Origin of the sequence: Novacetimonas pomaceti (assembly GCF_003207955.1) — a bacterium.
GTDB classification, from domain to species: domain Bacteria; phylum Pseudomonadota; class Alphaproteobacteria; order Acetobacterales; family Acetobacteraceae; genus Novacetimonas; species Novacetimonas pomaceti.
In genome coordinates this window covers 1-19,032 of sequence record NZ_NOXG01000012.1, presented here as the reverse complement: position 1 = coordinate 19,032, position 19,032 = coordinate 1, and the positions used below count along the sequence as shown (strand labels likewise).

Genomic DNA, 19,032 nt, shown 5'->3' with positions numbered 1-19,032 from the left:
ACATTTAAATAGGGATTATTTATGATTTTTGTTTGAGTTTTATTTTAATATGCGTGATTAATACTATAAAATCGCGAATACAAATTCACACCGCATGAATGTATTGCGGGACATATACATATACAGATTATTATTTTTCAAATTATGTCGGTATTGCCCGCCATTTATCCAAGCATGACGGATACGGCATGCGTCATGCCATCATCCGACATCATCACGCGATCGGTACCGCCCAGGATCTTTCCATCCACGTTCAGTTCGCGGACCCCCCGGCTGACATGGTCCGGATTATGGACCCTGATCACATAGCGCGCCGTGCGCCAGATGATCGTGACGTCGTACCCTTCCCACGATGTCGGGATGCACGGATCGATCACCAGCGCCTCGCCCTCGATGCATATTCCCAGCAGGGTCTCGCACCCCACGCGCTGCATCCATCCCGCCGATCCCGTGTACCACGACCATCCCCCCCGACGCTCATGCGGGGGGCGGGAATAGATGTCCGCCGCCACGACATAGGGTTCCAGCCGATAGATTTCCGCTTCGTGCAGCGACAGGGCATGCGTGATCGGCAGGAGGTCATGGAACAGGGCATGCGCGCGGTTCCCATCGCCCAGCCGGGCCACCGCCATGACGCTCCACAGGGCGGCATGGGTGTACTGGCCGCCATTCTCGCGGATGCCCGGCGGATATCCCCGGATATAGCCCGGATCAGGGCCGGCAACGTCAAAGGGGGGCGCAAGGACAAGGACAAGGCCCGGCGGTTTTCCCGTCAGGCGCTGCAGCACGGACTGCATGGCGTGCGTGGCGCGTTGCGGTGCCGCCACGTTGGACAGGACGGCCCACGACTGTGAGATGGCGTCGATCTGGCATTCCGCGTTCGCGTGCGAACCCAGCGGCGTGCCATCATCAAAATAGGCACGCAGGTACCAGTCCCCGTCCCACGTCTGTTCCAGCGCCTGGGCCAGCGCGTCCGCATGCGCCTGCCACGCGTCGGCACGCGCATTTTCGTGACGCGCGCGTGCATAAGGAATGAACGCCATCAGTGCGGCATGCAGGAACCACCCCAGCCAGACGCTTTCGCCGCGTCCCTTTTCCCCCACGCGGTTCATGCCATCGTTCCAGTCGCCCGTCCCCATCAGCGGAAGCCCGTGTTCCCCGACGCGCAGCCCATGGTCCAGCGCGCGGGCGCAATGTTCGAACAGGGACCCCACCTGCGCCGAGACCTCAGGCACGCTGAAACGGTCATGCTCGTCCTGCGGCAGAAGGGGGGCCTGCAGGAAGGCAATCGGTTCATCAAGCACCGCCACATCGCCACTGACCCGCACATAATGGGCCACGGTATAGGCAAGCCATGCGCAGTCATCGGAAATATGGGTCCGCACCCCGGCCCCCGTCTGCGGCAGCCACCAGTGCTGGACATCGCCTTCGACGAACTGGCGCGATGCCGCGCGCAGCAGATGCGCCCTTACACGCGCGGGGCATGCAGGAACAAGCGCCATGCCGTCCTGCAGCTGATCCCGGAAGCCGAACGCGCCGCTGGCCTGGTAAAATCCCGCCCGCGCGCGCACCCGGCTGCTGAGTGTCTGGTACAGCAGCCAGCCATTGAGCATGATGTCCATGGCGCGGTCCGGGGTCCGGACCTGGACCGAACTGGCCAGCCCCTCCCACTGCTTCGTGACCTCTTGCAGGACGCCGTCCAGGCTGGTGGCGCGATAATGCGTGACAAGGCGACGGGCCGCGTCCTCATCCTCCGCCTCGCCCAGCAGGACGACAATTTCCACCCGTCCGTCCGGCGGTAACGTCACGACTGTCTGGACGACCCCGCACGGGTCCATTCCCGCGCCGGTCGCGCCATTGATCCCCGCGGGATCGCGAAATGCCGCCGGGGAGTCCAGCGTGCCATTGCGCCCGATAAAGGACGCACGATCGCCCGATGACGCCGTGCTGTATCCACCGATATCCACAAAGGCGACGCGGGGGGCATATGTCACGTCCCACTGGTTGCGCGCGAACAGCGCCCCGGTCTGCTGATCGATCCGGGTCGTGATGAACGGGGCCGTATTTCCCCGCGCGCGTCCCATCACCCATTCCACATAGGCGGTAATGGACAGGGTCCGCGCGCGCGTGGAAAGGTTATGCAGCTGTATGCGTGAAATCTTGACGGGATCGGCCACGGGCACGTACTGCAGCAGCGAACTGGCGATCCCGTGCGCCACCCGGTCATGACGGGTATAACCCCAGCCATGCCGCGCGACATAGGTGCCCCCCGCGTCCCGGCGGATCGCGGCGGTCGGACACCACAGTTCATGCGTATCGTGATCGTGGAAATAGATGTGCTCCCCGCAATAATCGCTGACCGGATCGTTCGACCATGGCGTGATCTGGTGTTCCCGGCTGTTCTGCGACCAGGTATAGCCACGGCCTTCGGCCGATACCTGAAAGCCGAAGACATCGTTGGCAATCACGTTGATCCATGGCGCGGGCGGCGTCCGTCCGGGCGCCAGAACCACGACATATTCACGTCCGTTGCGCGCAAAGCCGCCAAATCCGTTGAAGAATTCCAGCTCGGGAATGACCGGCGCCCCCGGGGCACGCACGGGTGGCGGATACGCCGGCACCATGGGTACTACCGCACCACGGGCGGGCTGCCGTTCCGCCTGGTCCAGCTGTTCCACAAGGGAGTGCCGCGCCGAAAGCACCACCCGCGCTGTCGAGACCAGCATGTCGCGCAGGGCGGGGGAAATCAGGTCCGCCCGCAATGTGCGCACCGACCCGCCGCCTGCCGCCGCCCTGGATGTCGAACGCACCAGATCGTCCAGCGATATCTGGAGATCCTGAAGGTAGGAGGAGGGATGTTCGTTCAGGATGACAAGGTCAACCGCCAGCTGCTTCATCCGGAAATATTCATGGGCAAGCAGCAGGCTGCGCACGATTTCCGTATTGGCGTTATCCTTTATCCGCAGCAGGAGGATCGGCAGGTCGCCCGAAATTCCCAGCTCCCACAAAACGGGCTGTGATCCGCCCCCCCTGATGATGCTGGCGCCCGGCGCGCGCAGCGATGGCCCCGCGAACAGGATATGCCCCGCCAGGCGCTGGAACAGGTCGGCATCGGTGGGTGCGATATCCAGATGCCGCAGCTGCACCTGCGCCTGGGTCCATGCCAGTGTCCGCACGCGTTCGAACGCGGCCTGGTCCCTGTGGGTGTCAATCAGGTCCAGCAGGGCCTGCCGTGTTGGTGCGACCAGCATCCAGAACGTGACCCGCGCCATTGCGCCGGGCCTTGCGACAACCGTGCCACGAATGGAAAATACGGGATCCAGCACCGTGCCGGTCTGTCCCGACAGGGCCTGACGCGCCGTGATGGCGGCAGGGGCGCGGACATCACGCCCGCGTCCGATAAAACGCGCGCGGTCGGTTTCCACCTGAACGGGCGTGGCACATACCGCCAGATGCGCAACCCATATTTCCGGTTCATCCGGGGTGCGCCGCCGCCGGGTGGCAAGCAGGGCGCCGGATTCGGGCAGGTATTCCGTCTGCACGAACAGCTTGGTGAACGCTGGATGCGCCATGTCCGCGTCCTGCGGCAGGAGGGCCAGTTCGGCATAGGACGTGATCTCGACCTCCACCGTGTCGCTGCCGCCGTTGAAAAGTGAGACCTGACGTAGTTCGGCATCATTCTCGGCAGAGACCATGACCTCCATCGTCGTGGTCAGCGCCCCGTCGCGACGGGCGAATTCCGCGCGGTCCTCATGAAACACGACGGCGTAATCGTCAGCCCGCGCGCCACAGGGCTGGTGCCCGGCGGACCAGACCTGTCCCGTATGGGTGTTGCGCAGGTAGACGTAGGATCCGAAATTATCCAGCGTCGGATCCTCGCGCCATCGGGTCACCGCCTGTCCCTGCCATCGGCTGTATCCTGACCCTGCGGCGCTCAGCATGACGGTATATCGCCCGTTCGACAGCAGGTGTGTCATGGGTTCGGGCGTGTCGGGGGTGCTGTAATACCGTCCGGCGGATGCCGTCTTTGGCCCGGCGGGGGTGGGGGTCGCCTCTTCTGAAGGAAGGGCGCGCGCGACCGCGCCGGTGCGGGGCGCGCGTTCCTGCAGAAGGAGTTCGGCCGCGGCGATGGCCGGGTCATCATGAAAACGCGAACGCATGATGCCATTCATCACCGTGTCGGCGGCGGCAAGGATGGACATCCCCTGATGATGGGCCATGTAGGCACGCACGATCGCCACGCGATGATGGTCGGGAATACGATCGGGGGTATAATCAAGGGATTCGTAAAACCCGTAGCACCCCTGCGCGCCGGTCCTGTCGAGCACGGAGAGGTTTGCCACCGCCTTTTGCGGGTCGATCATGGAGGCCAGCATGGTGGCATAGGGGGCGACGACCATATCCTGCCCCAGACCGCGTTTCAGGCCCAGGCCCGGCACGCCGAAATTCGAATACTGATAGGTATATTCAAGATCGCGCACGTTATATGCGGATTCCGAAATGCCCCACGGAATGCCGCGTGCCTGACCATAGGAAATCTGGCATCGCACGATCAGCTTGTTGGTCTGTTCCAGCAGGCTTCCTATCGGCGCGCGCATGACAAGCGAGGGCATGAGGTATTCGAACATCGACCCCGACCATGACACCAGCGCCGCGCCGTTGCCGACCGGTGTTATGGCGCGCCCCAGACGGAACCAGTCATTGGCGGGTATGTCGCCCTTCGCGATGGCGAAAAAGACCGCAAGCCGCGCCTCGGACGCCAGAAGGTCGTAACAGTTGGCGTCCTGCGCATCTTCGGCAACCACAAAACCGATGGACAGCAGCTTTCGCGATTCATTGCACAGGAACCCGAATTCCATTTCCTGCGCCATGCGCAGCGCCCGATGTTCCAGAACCTCCAGCCGTTCCCCCACCGATGGGCCGGCCGCCGGCGTCAGGTCACGCAGGTGGCTTTCGATGCACCGCAACGCGGCCTGCGCCCAGAAAAGCGGATCGGCCTGTGATTTCGCCCCGCCATCGGGCAGCGCGCGCCTTATGCCCGCGGCCTGTTCCACGATGGCCCGCGCGCGTTCGCGCAAAAGGGAAAGGTCAGCGGCCAGCGCCCTGGGTGGCGCGGAAAGGACCACGTTCTTGAATCCGGAAAGCGCGCGGAGCAGCTTCTTTTCCGGCGGGGAAAGGGACAGGCGGACGCCATTGCGGAATGTCAGGTCGGTGATGGCGATGTTGAGTGCATCGGAAACCCCTTCGCGCCATGCGGAAGGATCGACATTCCTTTCACGCCACAGGCGACAGGCGCTTGCCAGCGTTACGAGGTGCCCCGCCATGTTTCCGCTATCGACCGTGGAGACATAGACCGGCTCCAGCGGCGCAAGGTCCGATGTATCGTACCAGTTATGGAAATGCCCGCGATAGCGCCGCATTTTCCCCAGCGTGACGAACGTCGCCTCCAGCCTGTCGAGGGTATCGTTCATCCCGGCCCAGCCAAAGTCACGCGCGCTGACGCCGCACAGGAGGTACAGCCCGATATTGGTGGGCGACGTCCGCCGAGCGAGGACCGGATCGGGATCTTCCTGGAAATTGTCGGGGGGCAGCATGTTGTCGGCTGGCGTCACGAACGTTTCAAAAAATCTCCAGGTACGCCGCGCCACCATGCGGAGCGAGCGGATATCGGTGCGCGAGGGCCGGGAACGGGCATAGATGACAGGCAGCCTGCTCGCCCACATCGCAACGGCGGGGGACGTCCCCCACAAAAGCGTCAGCGGCCCCGCGATAAACAGGCTCCACGGCGCAAGGTGCGCGACCACGTCAATGATCCCGATGGAAAGGAGAGGGGCGGAAAGCATCCGGCGATAGTACCCCGCCACCCCCGCGCGGCTGGCTGACACGGCCTGTGCCGCGGGAACCCATTGCAGCAGGTAACGCCGCGTGATGAAAACCCGTATCAGGGTCCGCACGATCGCATCACCCATCAGGTAGGCCTGATGGGCCACGAATGTGATGTTGAGGCAGGTCACCACGGCGGCATCGGTCGCATCGGCAAGCAGGACGCTGCCATAGCTGCGCAGCGTTATCCATTCCCGCCGTGGCACGAAATCCGCCAGGACCGGCAGGAAAACCGGCAGCGCCATCATGGACAGAAGAAAGAACGTCCAGATGTACGCATCATGCAGCGACAGGAGCCAGCAGGCGACAAACGCCACCATGATCAGGGGGGCGCATAACGTCCGGCGCAGGTTGTCCGCCATCTTCCATCGTGAAATGCCCGACAGGCGAAGCCGGGGGTCGCTGGGACGGTGAAGTCCTGAAAAAATCCACGGCAGCAGCTGCCAGTCCCCCCGCGTCCAGCGATGGAGCCTCTGTGCCGCGACCAGATAATCGGTCGGGGCCTCCTCGACCACCTCGATGTCGGAAACAAGGCCCGCGCGCGCGAAAATCCCCTCGAACAGGTCATGGCTCAGCATCGTGGAATCCGGCACGCGATGGGCCAGCGCGGCCTCGAACGCATCGATGTCGTAAATGCCCTTGCCGGCATAAGACCCTTCGCCAAACATGTCCTGATACAGGTCGGATACGGCAGCGGAATAGGCATCGATGCCGCTGGCGCTGGAAAATGCGCGCTGGAACAGGGTGTTCTTGTGACCGACCGGCAGGGCGGGCGTCACGCGCGGCTGCATGATCGCGTATCCTTCGTCCACCCGCCCCGTCATGTGGTCGAAACGCGGGCGATTCAGCGGGTGCGCCATCTTTCCGACCAGCCGCCGTACCGTCTCCAGCGGCAGGCGCGTATCGGCATCAAGGGTGACGACATACCTGATGTCGTTCGGCAGGACACGCGCCGGGTCCGCAAGGAAGGTCGTGTCGGTCGATCCACGCAGCAGGCGGTTGAGTTCATGCAGCTTGCCACGCTTGCGTTCCCATCCCATCCATGCGCGCTCGCTCCCGCACCATACCCGCCGGCGGTGCAGCAGCACAAAGCGCTGTCCCCCCGCGGTCGGGCCATATTTCTGGTTGAGGCGCACAATCCCCTCGGCGGCAATGGACAGCAGGATGTCGTCATCCGGCGCATGGGCGCTGTCATGATCCATCCAGTCGCTGAGCAACGCGAAATGGACCGAATCATCACGCGTGGCCAGATAATGCACCTCCAGCCGCGCGACCAGTTCGGCAACCGTCGCGCGCGTCGTCAGAAGGACGGGCATGACCACCATGGTGCGCAGGCCCACCGGAATACCCGCGCGCAGTTCCAGCCCGGGCAGGGAGGTGACCCTGATCGCCTGCAGCGCCAGGCGGTTGATGCAGGCGACGGCCGCATCCGTCGTGGGAATGAAGGCAAGGAAAGCCACCAGCAGCACGCCCGGCGGCATGTCCGCGACACGCGGCAGCGACCGCCACAGGGGCAGGGCAAGGAACGCAACCGTAAGGATGGTAACGGCCACGCTGTATCCCGTGATGCCCCATCCGCAGAACATCCGCACCATCCGCATCGGCGCGGCGGGCCGGAAGCCCAGCAGCCTTTCAAGGTCCGCGCGTCCCGCCATCAGCAGGTAATATCCCGGATCCCCCCGGCGCGGATCGTCCGCGGCGGCCTCCGGCGCCTGCCGCGCCAGCGCGACGGCGGCGCGGGCAATCTCCATTTCCGTACGGGCACAGCCCTGCGACAGTTCCTCTATCGCCTTGCGATACAGGTCGCGGCTGGCGAAATCCGCCTGCGTGAAGCTGTCATATCCGGCGAACACCTGATCGATCAGGCAGATCTGCTCGAACGCCTTGGTCCAGTCATAACCGGCAATCAGACGCAGGCTGGTGATGATGTTGCGGATCGTGGCATTGAACGCCCCCTGTTCCTGCAGGTCTTCGCGCACGGCCGCGTCAATCGTGCTGTCCCTGTCGGCCAGCCTCTGTTCCAGCCAGACAAGGGCGGCATCCCTTTCGGGGTCGAGGCCGCGCAGGCGATGGGCAAGCCGCGCGGTGAAGGCTGGCGTCAGGATCCCCGGATTGACAGAGGCCAGAAGGTCCGAAATCGGGGGGCGTCCGTTCCTGCGCGCTTCGGCCAGACGCTCCGCCAGCCTGTCGGCCTCGTGCCTGCTGGCATTGTTTTTCATGATCGCCGCGACAACCCGGCGCAGGTTTTCGATCAGGACGATGCGCACCGTGATGGGCACGGCCCACAGTTCGCCAATGGTCAGGACCTCCACCTCCTGATAGGCCAGAAGATAGCGCCGCAGGCTTTCCGGCTGAAGATGGCTGTCGGTATGGGCGACGAAGGACCAGGCCACGCCAAAGATGCGCGGCAGGCCGACAAAAGGCCCATTCGAAAGCTTTGGCAGGCGCGCGTAATAGCCCGCCGGAATATCAAGCGCGGTTTCGCGGATCTGCATGTCCACAAGGGCATAGTTATCCGCCAGCCATTGCGCCGCCGGCGTCAGGGGATGGCCCTGCGTGATCGCCCGGGCGATTTCCATGTCGGCCTCGCGCAGGAAGGCGCTGTTATCCGCCAGCCGACGCGATAATGGCTGCCGGGGCCACAGATGCGACCGCAATGGCGCGACCTTCTGCGCCGCCGCCAGGCTGCGGGCATGATCCTCAAGCCGTTCGACGCCGAAAATCTCGCTTTTGAGGGGGAAGGCGTCATCCTGCCATCCATGCGTCCCGTCATGGTGGTCACGGCGCAGGAGGCGCCGCAGCAGGTCCGCGCCGCCACGCCACGCCCCGGAAGCAGAGGACGGCTGTGGCGTCAGTGTGGGATTCACGTCCATGCCATGCTCCGCAGGCGACATCGGAAAAAGGGGAGGGGAAGACGGGCTACACCACGCAGGTGGCCCGCCATCGCGCAACGGCCCTATTGCCGAAAAAGGGTTTTTCTTGTTTTCGTTACATATCCGGCAAGTTTGCGTATCAGCGGCGTGGGCACATCGGGTTGCGGCATGTCCATGTCGGGCGCCGGTCCCGCCGGTGCGTCGTTTACGGCAGGGCTGTCGCGCCGGTCCTCATTTTCCGGTAATTCCATGATATTTTCCCCGGCCAGAAAAACGTGGGAACCGCCACGGTTGGGTAATCGGGAAACCTGCCGCAAACACCACGCCCGTTCGCAAGCGTCCTGACAACGCGCAACGCGGTCGCGTGTTGCATGACCATCTTTTCCGGCCATCTTTCGTCGATGGCGATGCAACGGCGCATGAACATTCCCCATCCCGGCGCGTTCAGGTCGCGATGCTGACGCACTTCATGCGCAACATGTTCCCCCATCACTGGAAATGGGGGCGAAAGCATAGGGACGCTTCGCCATGATTACCGTGCATCATCTGAACAATTCCCGTTCCCGGCGCATATTATGGCTGCTGGAGGAACTGGAACTGCCCTATGAAATCCGCTTCTACCAGCGCGACCCGAAAACCATGCTGGCGCCCGCCGCGTTGCGCAAGGTGCATCCGCTCGGCAAGGCCCCTGTCATCACGGACGGGAACGTCACCGTTGCCGAAAGCGGCGCCATCATCGAATACATACTGGAACGTTACGGCAATGGGCGCCTGTTGCCACAGGCGGGAACGCCCGAATGGCTGCGTTTTACCTACTGGCTGCATTATGCCGAAGGATCGGCCATGCCGCCGCTGGTGATGAAACTGATTTTCCAGCGCCTGCCCCGACAGGTTCCGTTTTTCCTGTGGCCTGCCGCGAAACTGGTGTCCAGCGGCGCCCAGCGGCATTTCATCGACCCGCAGATCCGGCTGCACATGGATTACTGGGAAACCGAACTCCAGACCCATGACTGGTTCGCCGGCCCGGATTTCACGGCATGCGATATCCAGATGAGCTTTCCCCTGGAAATCGCCGTAACACGGGGGCGCGCCATTGCGACATGCCCCCATGTGACCTTTTTCGTGGAGCGCATACGCGCGCGCCCCGCCTACTGTCGTGCCCTGGAAAAAGGCGGTTCGTGAGCCTGTGCCCGTGCCAGAACCTGAAACCGCATCGCATTGCCCATGCCGTCCCGGCGGAACATCGGGCATGCGATCAGGTCCGTTCAGGCGGGGGGCGTAAGGCGTCCCGGATTTGCTTTCCAGTCGCGCAGTGCCTCCTCGCAATAAGGCAGCACCTCGAATACCGCCATGGCTGTCAGGGCGCCCGCGGCATAGGGCAGGCCCAGCGGGTCGCGTTTCAGGCGCAACGGAGCAGGGGACATGACCCGCCGTCCCATCAGGGCCTCCAGCTGGGGCCAGTGCAGGACGGAAATCATCGACACCGCCAGCAGGGGTATCATTTCAAGGAAACTGTGGACATGCTGTTCCACCGGCTGCACATCGCGCCGCGTCACGGCATAGCTGACATCCCACATCGCCGTCGCCTCATGCACGAAAAAGGTGGCGATCATCAATGACAGGACCGGCACGTCGATTTCCAGAAACAGCCCGGCCAGGACTGGTACCGCCGCCTCGCCCAGCATCAGCAGGTGAAGGCCGGTCTCCTTCAGGCCCGTCGTATGCTGGATGTCGGTGCGGCGGTGGCACCACCAGTCCGTCAGGCCAGAGGCCAGCCACAGCGGAATGACGAAATACTGCAGCACCTTGCGCACGACGCGACGTGTTTCATCCGTTTCGGCAGGTTCCTGTGGCACGGGTGTCCCGCCCGTGGGGGATGCCCCGGTGGCGATGACGATGCGTGACTGGCGTTTGCCCCGCCACCATGCCACCACCCCCGCGCCCAGTGACACGCCCGCCATCGCCAGCGTGCCGATCGCGTAATACCTGAGAAAAGTCCTGTTTTCCTTCATGTGGCATGCCCCTGCGTCATCTGGGCCGTCGTCGCGCGGGACGCCGCGTGGGCGGAGGCAAACATCGCCACGATGGCGGGACAGAAGACCTTCAGATCACCGGGGTTGCGCGATGTCACCAGCATGCCATCGGTCACGACGTCACGATCGACCCAGTGCGCGCCCGCGTTCGTCAGGTCCGTACGCAGGGAGGGCCAGGATGTCATCGTATGGCCCCGCACGCCCTCGGCATCGATCAGCGTCCATGCCCCATGACATATGGCGGCAACCGGCTTGCCCTCCTGCACGAATTCCCTGACAAAACGCACCGCGTCGCGATCCATGCGCAGGTGATCGGGATTGGTGGTGCCCCCCGGCAGGACCAGGCCTGCGAAATCATGGGCATGCGCCTGTGCGACCTGCATATCGACATGATAGCGGTTGGTGGGATTGACATCGGCCTCCATGGCCTGGATCTCCCCGCCTTGCGGCGAAACCAGCACGGTGCGCGCACCCGCCTGCCGCAGGGCGGCGGCAGGATCGGTCAGTTCCACCTCCTCCACCCCATTGGTCGCGAGGATCGCAATCGCAAGCCCCGCGAGACTGCCGCCATCACGGCGCGTCGCGGCATCGGAAGGCGGGGCCGCCACATGCATGGCGGCGTCCGTCTGGCGCGAATTCCTGAGTATCATGGTCGTCCTCCATCTGCGATGGGCAGGGGATGCCGACAGGCTCTTCAATCGTGTGAATCGACACCCCGTCCATGATCCCAACGAGTGGAGCGCGACGCATGTTCCCTGAAAAATACACAGGCTTTCCCTACCGAAAGCCGACATGCACGCAATCTTCGCTCAGGTTACGAAATCCCGATGCCGCAGGGCCTGGCGGACAAAATCCAGGAAAAACCGCGTCCGCGACGGCAGGTGCGCGCGGGAGGGATAGACCGCGCACAGCACGATTTCCTCCCACGTATATGACGTAAGGCATTCAATCAGCCGACCGCATTTCAGGTCATCGGCGATGTCCCACAACACCTTCAGCGCGATGCCATGACCACTGACGGCCCAGTCATGGACGACCTCGCTGCTTGAGGCCGCCAGATGGGGCGTGACATGGATTTCCTTGCGCACCTTACCGTCGTGATAGACCCATTCATTGAAAATCCGCTGCCGGCGCAGCAGGCATATGCAGTCATGTTTCAGAAGGTCATGCGGTGTCGCGGGAAGTCCCCGGCGCGCGCGATAGTCGGGGGAGGCACAGACCACGCGGCGGCTGCTGATCAGGGTGGTCGCCATGACCCCCTGGTCGGGCGGCATGCCCGCGCGGATCGCGATATCCAGCCCATCATCAATGACATCCAGCCCCGCATCGGACAGCGTCAGGTGAACGGTCACGTCGGGGTATTTTTCGACAAAGGCCGCCACGATACCCGCCAGTCTCTTGCGGCCCAGTTCGGATGGAACCCCGACCCGCAGCAGGCCGTGCGGAATATCGGCCCGGGCCGTGACTTCCGCCTCGGCCTCCTCGATTTCCTCCATGATGCGCACGGCGCGTTCATGCAGCCGCTGCCCTTCGGCCGTCAGCGCGAAATGACGCGACGTACGGGTCACGAGGCGGGTGCCCAGGCGCGCTTCCAGCCCGCTGAGCCTGCGGCTCATCGCGGCGGAGGACATGCCCACGACGCGCGCGCAACCCGCGATGCTTCCCGCTGCCACCAGGGTGCAGAAGAATTTCAGGTCACTGATTTCGTCTGGCATACGCTCTCCATGATTGCGTCTGGCGTACGGTTACCGTGCATGCGCGTGCTCTACACGGAATTGTGCAGATGGGTATTGTGCGCATCCTTTCACCGTGATCGCAATATCGAGTTCTGATGCCTTTTCCCGCGCGCCTTTCCCGCACATCCCCCCGCAAGGTCGGCCTGCATGGACGCAACCTTCTGGAATGTCCTGTCCTGAACAAGGGAAATGCCTTTGACATGCGTGAAAGGGACCTGTTCGGATTGCACGGGCTGCTTCCGGCCAATGTCACGACGCTGGAACGCCAGGTCGCCCGCGCCACGCGCCGGCTTGCGGCCCTGCCGGACAATTTTTCGCGCCATGTTGCGTTACGCGAAATCCAGGACCGGAATGAAACACTTTTCCACGCCATCATCGCGCAGTCGCTCGAACACTATCTGCCCATTATCTACACCCCGTGCATCGGACGCGCCTGCCGGCAGTTCAGCCAGATATGGACACGTCCGCGCGGGCTATTCCTGAGTTACGAAGACAGGGGGCGGCTGGCCGATATCCTGTCGGACCCGCAGTGGGACGATGTGCGCGTGATCGTGGCCAGCGACGGGGGCAGCATTCTGGGCATTGGCGATCAGGGCGCCAACGGAATGGGCATCCCGATCGGCAAGCTGGCGCTCTATACGGCCTGTGGCGGCCTGGACCCGGCATGCGCCCTTCCCATCGAGCTTGACGTGGGAACGGACAACGCAACCCTGCTGGAGGATCCGGATTACATCGGCTGGCGTCATCCGCGCGTGCGCGGCGCGGAATACGACGCGTTCATCGCCGAATTTGTCGAGGCGGTGGAAGCGCGCTGGCCCCGTATCGCCCTGCACTGGGAGGATCTGGCGGGCGCGGACGCGCTGCGGATCCTTCAGCGTTATCGCGGGCGGATGTGTACCTATAACGACGACATACAGGGCACGGCCGGCGTTACTGCCGGCGCGCTTCTGGCGGCAATCAGGGCCGGGGCCGCGCCGGTTGGGCAACAGCGCATCGTCATCTTCGGCGCCGGGGGCGCGGGCTGCGGCATCGCGGACCTGCTGTCGCGCCTGATGATCGCGGACGGCATGGACCCGCAGGAGGCGCGGCGTCGTTTCTTCATGATCGATGTCGATGGCCTTGTCCGGCAGGGAATGGCGGGCATTACCGACGGGCAGCGCCCCTTTGCCCAGCCCGCGGATATCGCGGCGGAATGGCATGTGCGCGATCCCGGCCGCCTTTCGCTGGCGGATGTCATGGCCCATGTCCGCCCCACCATGCTGGTTGGCACGTCAGGGCAGGGCGGGGCGTTCACGCGCGATATCATCGCCCCCATGGCCACGGGCACCGCGCGTCCCGTCATCTTCGCCCTGTCCAACCCGACCGCCAATATCGAGGCGACGCCTGCGGACCTGCTGGAATGGACGGATGGTCGCGCCATCATCGGGACGGGGGGACCTTTCGCGCCGGTTGTCTTCAACGGGCAGGAACGCCCCGTGGACCAGATCAACAATTCCTATGTCTTTCCCGGTGTCGGCCTTGCGGTGGTGGCGGGGGGGATCACGCGCATGACCGATGGCATGTTCCTTGCCGCCGCCCACGCGCTGGCGGAACTTTCACCTGCGGCACATGCACACGGGGCGGGCAGCGCGCCGCTCCTGCCGCCGGTTTCCGAACTGCCTGCGGTGGCGGCGTCCGTGGCCCGCGCGCTTATCCGGCAGGGACAGGCTGAAGGCGTGGCCCCACCCGCCACGGAGGCCGAGACGGAAGCCGACCTGCGCCATGCGACATGGACTGCGCATTACCAGCCTTATGAAAAGGTGGATGGCTGAGGCCGCGCCGCCGCCACGCAATGCATTTCCATTACATCGGAATGCGTCATAGCTGATGTATCTTCATCGTTTCATGACGAACGCGCCCTTTCGTCCGGCATGGACGCGCAATGGGGCCGCCATGATGCAATGGCTGTTCTGTCCCGCGCCGCAGGCCGTAGGTTTCGCCCTGCGCAATACGCTGGCCTCGCTCCTCGCGCTGGCGGTGGCGTTCTGGATGGAACTCGACAGCCCGCAATGGGCCGTGGCGACCGTCTGGTCCGTGGCGCAGGTGCGCCGGGGCGAAAGTATGTCCAAGGCGCGCTGGCGTATCGTGGGCACCATGGCCGGGGCGATCGCGGCCGTGGTCTTCATCGCTGCGTTTCCACAACAGGCATGGCTGTTTTTTCCTGCCGTGGCCGTCTGGATCGGGTTGTGCAGTTTCCTTGCGACGTTCAGCCTGAATTTCCGTTCCTATGCTTTCGTGCTGTCCGGATATACCTGTTCCATCATCGCGGTCGCCGCCGCATCACAGCCCGACAATGTCTTTTTCATCGCGGTATCGCGCGCGACCTATATCGTTCTGGGGGTCGTGTGCGAGGCCGCGATGGCGTTGCTGTTCGCCCATGACCTGGCGACCCGCGCGCGCGCGACAATGCATGCGCGGGTGGAGGAGGTCCTGCACCAGCTCGCGCTGCTTCTGCGTGAAATCGTGCTGCATGACCGCGAGACCCTGACCCATGCGGGCGAGTTTTCGGACATGATGGTATCGGTTCACAAGGGAATAGAATTCCCCGCCATTGAAATGGGACGCCATTCCCATGCGGCGGACCATGCGCGCGCGGTTTTCGCCGATATTTCGATCATGGTCACGCGCCTGTTCGGTCTGTCAGGCGCGGCAGGGCAGGGGGACCCGGTTCTGCTGGATACGCGCGAACGGCTTTTGCGCCTGTGTGACAACCTGCATTCCTGCCGGTTGCATCAAGGCATATTGCAGGCATTGCACGGGGAGGCCGAAGCCCTCGCCGTGCTGTTCCAGGATCGCGCCCTTCATGACAACGGGGCAGAGGCGCGGCGTGTCACCCACACGGTGCTGCATGCCGCGATGACGGATCTCGCGCAGGCGCTGGCGCACTGTCAGGCCATTTTCACGCCGCCGGCACATGACCGCTTCCGCTTTCGCCTGCCGGGGCATCGGGACCTGCGGCTTGCGCTGTATAACGGCCTGCGTGGCGCGGCGGCCATCATGATCGCCGGCCTTGTCTATGAAGTGACAGCATGGCCCGGCGGGATGGGATTCATCGCGATCACCACGCTGGTATGCGGCCTGTTCGCCACACGGGAAAACCCGGTCGTGGGGACGCTGCGCTTCCTGTCCGGTGCGATATGGTCCGCCGTTGCGGCCGGATGCCTCGACCTGTGGATCGTGCCCTATCTCAGCAATTACGAGGAACTGGCCTTCGTGCTGGGCATCTTCCTGTTTGTCGGTGGCCTGGCAAAATATAATCCCGGCACGGCTGGCGCGGCGGCGGCTTACGGGCTGCTGATGCCCAATCTCCTGATGCCGGGAAACCAGCTGAGGGTGGATGAGATCACGTTCCTGAACAACGCATTGCATACAGTGCTGGCTGTCGGGCTGAGCGTGCTGGTATTCCGGCTGGTGCTGCCTTTCCGCGCGGCGGAGGAACGTATCCGCTTTGCCGCGCATATCCGTGCCGAACTGCGCGGATTGTGCATCATGCCGCTGCCCCCGTTGCCCCAATGGTGGATCGGGACCAGTGTTGACCGGATCGGGCGACTGGTCCGCCATGCCGCGCAGGCCGGGGATCGCGCGGCGGCGGGGGAAATCCGCCAGGCACTCATGCTGTCGGCGGTCGGGCTGAATATCCTGCTGCTGCGTCAGCTGAAACGCGAACAGGATAACGACGCCTCCCACAGCCTTGCCGTGCTGCTGCGGACACTGGCGCGGTACCAGCCTGTCAGTCGGCGGGGACTGGCGATGATCTCCGTCACGCGCCGCCGGCTACGGGCGAAGGCGCGACATGACGGGGCTGATCCATGGCTGTTGCAGGTGATGGGGTGCCTTGATGGCATTGAACACACAGCCGCCATCAGCATGAATGGAGATCGGACACACATCTGAGAATACATCATGACGGCCACAGAAAAGCATGGTAATTTTCAAAATCCACACATGACATGAAGTGTTCCATGAAGAATTAAAAATACATACGGATTTATCATGAAATCCAATGTCTGATAAAATCCGCATGAAAGTCATTTTCCATGAAAGACAGGATTTTTTTGATTTCTGATGCCCCATCAGGATGCGCCGGGCAGGTGGCGTTTTATTTACACGCCCTGCATACCGATATATAACAATCCGGGTCGGAAACAAAAACAAAAGAGAACGGCATGGATAGGATGTTTCATTTTTCCGCGGACATAGTCCTGTTCGTTTTTATTCCCCTGCTGTTGTGGCATCTCTGCCGGAAAGCCATACCGATTGTCGTAATTCCCATTCTGGTGGGGATCGTGATCGCTGTTACAAAATATCCCGTCGGCGCATGGGGCATTCCTTCCCAATATGGTGAAAACATCGGCTGGATCGCCGTGCTCGTGCTTGCCTTTACCGCCGGGCTGGACATGTGGCAGCTGTCCGATGGCACGGATCCCAACCAGACCTTTACCTCACCATCGCTGGGGCGGTTGCTGGCAAGCGCGCTGGTGGCGCTGGGGGTGCCTTTTGGCATCGGCTCCGTGCTGATCTATTTTTATTTCCTGCCCCTTCATGGATGGGAAACACCGCACGGCAGCCCTGTCATCGGGGCGATGTCCATCGGGCTGTGCCTTGCCGTCAGCGCATTGCCGGTGCTGATCGGAATTGTGCGTGAGCTTTCGCCAGCGGAACGTCCGATGGGCCAGCTGGCGCTTCGGCTGGCGGTTGTGGACGACGCCGCATTGTGGATCGGGCTGGCCTGCCTGCAGTTCGCGGCGGAAGGGTCGGATGCCTTCCACGGATGGCGCATCCAGCAGTTCCTGGCCGTCGCGTTGCTGGGCATGCTTGCCCTCATCAGTGGCGCGGCCACGCGGCGTCTGCAGCATCCCCCCATATGGGCCATCTGGATGTGCGTGCCAATCTGGCTGGTGGCCGGGGCGTGGGCCAGCAGGGAAATCGGGCTGCATGAACTCATCGGGGCTTATTACGCCGGCGCTGTCATGCCCCCCCGATGGGTACGTCGCCTGCCGGTGGAAAAGGTGGGAACATTCGCCCTGTTCTGGCTGGCCCCCATGTTTTTTGGCCATAGCGGCATGCACATCAATGGCGAGGCCCTGACATGGCCATCCGTGTTCGCGTCCTTCATGCTTGTCGTCATTTCGATCGGCAGCAAGATGGGGGCGGTTGTCCTGTATCCGCCATCCCCCGACATGTCCCGTTCCCAGGCGCTTGGCATGGGCGCGCTTTTGCAATGCAAGGGACTGATGGAAATCGTTGCCGCGACCATCCTGCACGGCAAGGGCATGATTTCGGAATTTGCCTATGCCTCCCTGATGATCCTGGCTGTCGCGTCCACGACGCTGACAGGTCCCATGTTCCGGCTCGTGATGAAACGACAACCGACGTAGAAAGAAAGGGTCGATCGGGATCAGTCTGACCGCTGCGCCAGAAGGCCTGCCTGCGTCAGGGCGTCTGCGGCGGCGGCCACGGCGGCAAAGGGCCTGCCCGCCCGTATTGCGATATCCAGAAGCGAATGGCCGCCATCCGCAAGGTTCAGGGTCCACAGCAACGTCATCTGGTCGAACTTCGCCCCGCCCGCGTCTTCGTCCCCCCCGCCAATGGCCTTGTAAAGGCCGCGGCGTCCCAACTGTGGTTCGCCATAAGGAAACAGGCTGCGTGGAAGGAAGTCATTTTCGATCATCATGACAAGATCAGCGATAAAACAGAACGAGGCATGAAGCCCCGCCGGCGTGACAAAGTCCAGGTTATCGGCGGACGTATGATACTGCGCGAACTGCCCGTTGGGTGAACGCATCAGACATCCCACCGGCAGGTTGAACCCGGGCGAGCAATATTGTCGCTCATCATATCCATAATACCAACCATTGTTTGGCCTGACTCACGGGGTACCCATCGGTTTAAAAATGTGATTCATAGGATGCAGACCATTCTCTGAAGGAGGCATTCTGGATGGGCAGCCCTCTATCCCTGCGTGACGATCATGATAGTTCGGAGTTGCGACGCCTTGCGCGCAGAAGCCGGCATGCGGGTCAGTCGCGTCGCCTGTTGGCGCTTGCGGCGATTTATGATGGCGCCTCGCGCGGCGAGGCGGCCCTGCTTGCGGGGACAGACCGTCAGAGTATCCGTGACTGGGTGCTGCGTTTCAATGCGGATGGCCCGGATGGCCTTGTGGATCGTCATGGCGGGGGACAGAAAGCCCGCCTGACACAGGAGATGCTGTCTGCCCTGAAAACCCGGCTCGAAGAAAGACCCATCCCTGCGGTGCATGGTGTTGTCCGCTGGCGACTGTGTGATCTCTGCGGGTGGCTGCATGAGACCTATGGCGTCAGCCTGTCGGAAACGCGTCTGGGTCAGATCATACGCCGCGAGGGGTTCCGCCTGCTGACAGCCCGGCCACGGCACTATCGCCAGGATACAGAAGCCCAGGACATTTTTAAAAAGAGTTCCCCGGTGTCATGGCGGCGATCAGGTCCAGAC

General features: G+C 62.9%; 9 protein-coding genes and 1 pseudogene. 5 read left to right on the top strand and 5 right to left on the bottom strand.

Annotated features, from left to right (window positions below):
- Positions 1 to 164 precede the first annotated feature (164 nt).
- Positions 165 to 8,756, bottom strand: a complete 8,592-nt coding sequence (locus tag CFR71_RS10395) for a GH36-type glycosyl hydrolase domain-containing protein (protein ID WP_110530837.1) — start codon at positions 8,754 to 8,756, stop codon at positions 165 to 167.
- Positions 8,757 to 9,284: 528 nt separating this feature from the next.
- Here CFR71_RS10395 and CFR71_RS10385 point away from each other — a divergent pair.
- Positions 9,285 to 9,938 carry a glutathione S-transferase gene (locus tag CFR71_RS10385; RefSeq protein ID WP_110530833.1) on the top strand — a complete coding sequence of 218 codons (654 nt, stop codon included), beginning with the start codon at positions 9,285 to 9,287 and terminating at the stop codon, positions 9,936 to 9,938.
- An 83-nt stretch (positions 9,939 to 10,021) separates the two neighbouring features.
- Here CFR71_RS10385 and CFR71_RS10380 read toward each other — a convergent pair whose 3' ends face one another.
- From CFR71_RS10380 to CFR71_RS10370, 3 genes are all read right to left on the bottom strand, one after another.
- A complete protein-coding gene (locus tag CFR71_RS10380) occupies positions 10,022 to 10,768 on the bottom strand; it encodes a hypothetical protein (RefSeq protein WP_110530831.1) in 747 nt (248 codons plus the stop codon).
- A complete protein-coding gene (locus tag CFR71_RS10375) occupies positions 10,765 to 11,439 on the bottom strand; it encodes a type 1 glutamine amidotransferase domain-containing protein (RefSeq protein WP_110530829.1) in 675 nt (224 codons plus the stop codon). The genes CFR71_RS10380 and CFR71_RS10375 overlap by 4 nt, the downstream gene beginning before the upstream one ends.
- 159 nt (positions 11,440 to 11,598) lie before the next feature.
- Entirely contained in the window at positions 11,599 to 12,504 is a 906-nt protein-coding gene (locus CFR71_RS10370; protein ID WP_110530827.1) for a LysR family transcriptional regulator, read from the bottom strand.
- A gap of 116 nt (positions 12,505 to 12,620) precedes the next feature.
- Here CFR71_RS10370 and CFR71_RS10365 point away from each other — a divergent pair, with 116 nt between their 5' ends.
- From CFR71_RS10365 to CFR71_RS10355, 3 genes are all read left to right on the top strand, one after another.
- Entirely contained in the window at positions 12,621 to 14,336 is a 1,716-nt protein-coding gene (locus CFR71_RS10365; RefSeq protein WP_110530825.1) for an NAD-dependent malic enzyme, read from the top strand.
- 55 nt (positions 14,337 to 14,391) lie between these two features.
- The gene (locus CFR71_RS10360) at positions 14,392 to 16,458 is read left to right on the top strand and encodes an FUSC family protein (RefSeq protein ID WP_239020362.1); all 2,067 of its coding nucleotides are present in this window, start codon (positions 14,392 to 14,394) and stop codon (positions 16,456 to 16,458) included.
- 272 nt (positions 16,459 to 16,730) lie between these two features.
- Complete coding sequence (locus tag CFR71_RS10355; RefSeq protein WP_110530823.1) at positions 16,731 to 17,942, top strand: cation:proton antiporter; 1,212 nt, start codon at positions 16,731 to 16,733, stop codon at positions 17,940 to 17,942.
- Positions 17,943 to 17,962: 20 nt separating this feature from the next.
- Here the strand turns inward: CFR71_RS10355 and CFR71_RS10350 are convergent, their stop codons facing one another.
- Positions 17,963 to 18,361: a DUF4910 domain-containing protein gene (locus CFR71_RS10350; protein ID WP_338065934.1), complete on the bottom strand. Its 399-nt coding sequence runs from the start codon at positions 18,359 to 18,361 to the stop codon at positions 17,963 to 17,965.
- A 143-nt stretch (positions 18,362 to 18,504) separates the two neighbouring features.
- On the opposite strand from CFR71_RS10350, the pseudogene CFR71_RS10345 reads away from it, so the two are divergent.
- Positions 18,505 to 19,032 (top strand): annotated as a pseudogene (locus tag CFR71_RS10345) (helix-turn-helix domain-containing protein); the annotation flags it as partial.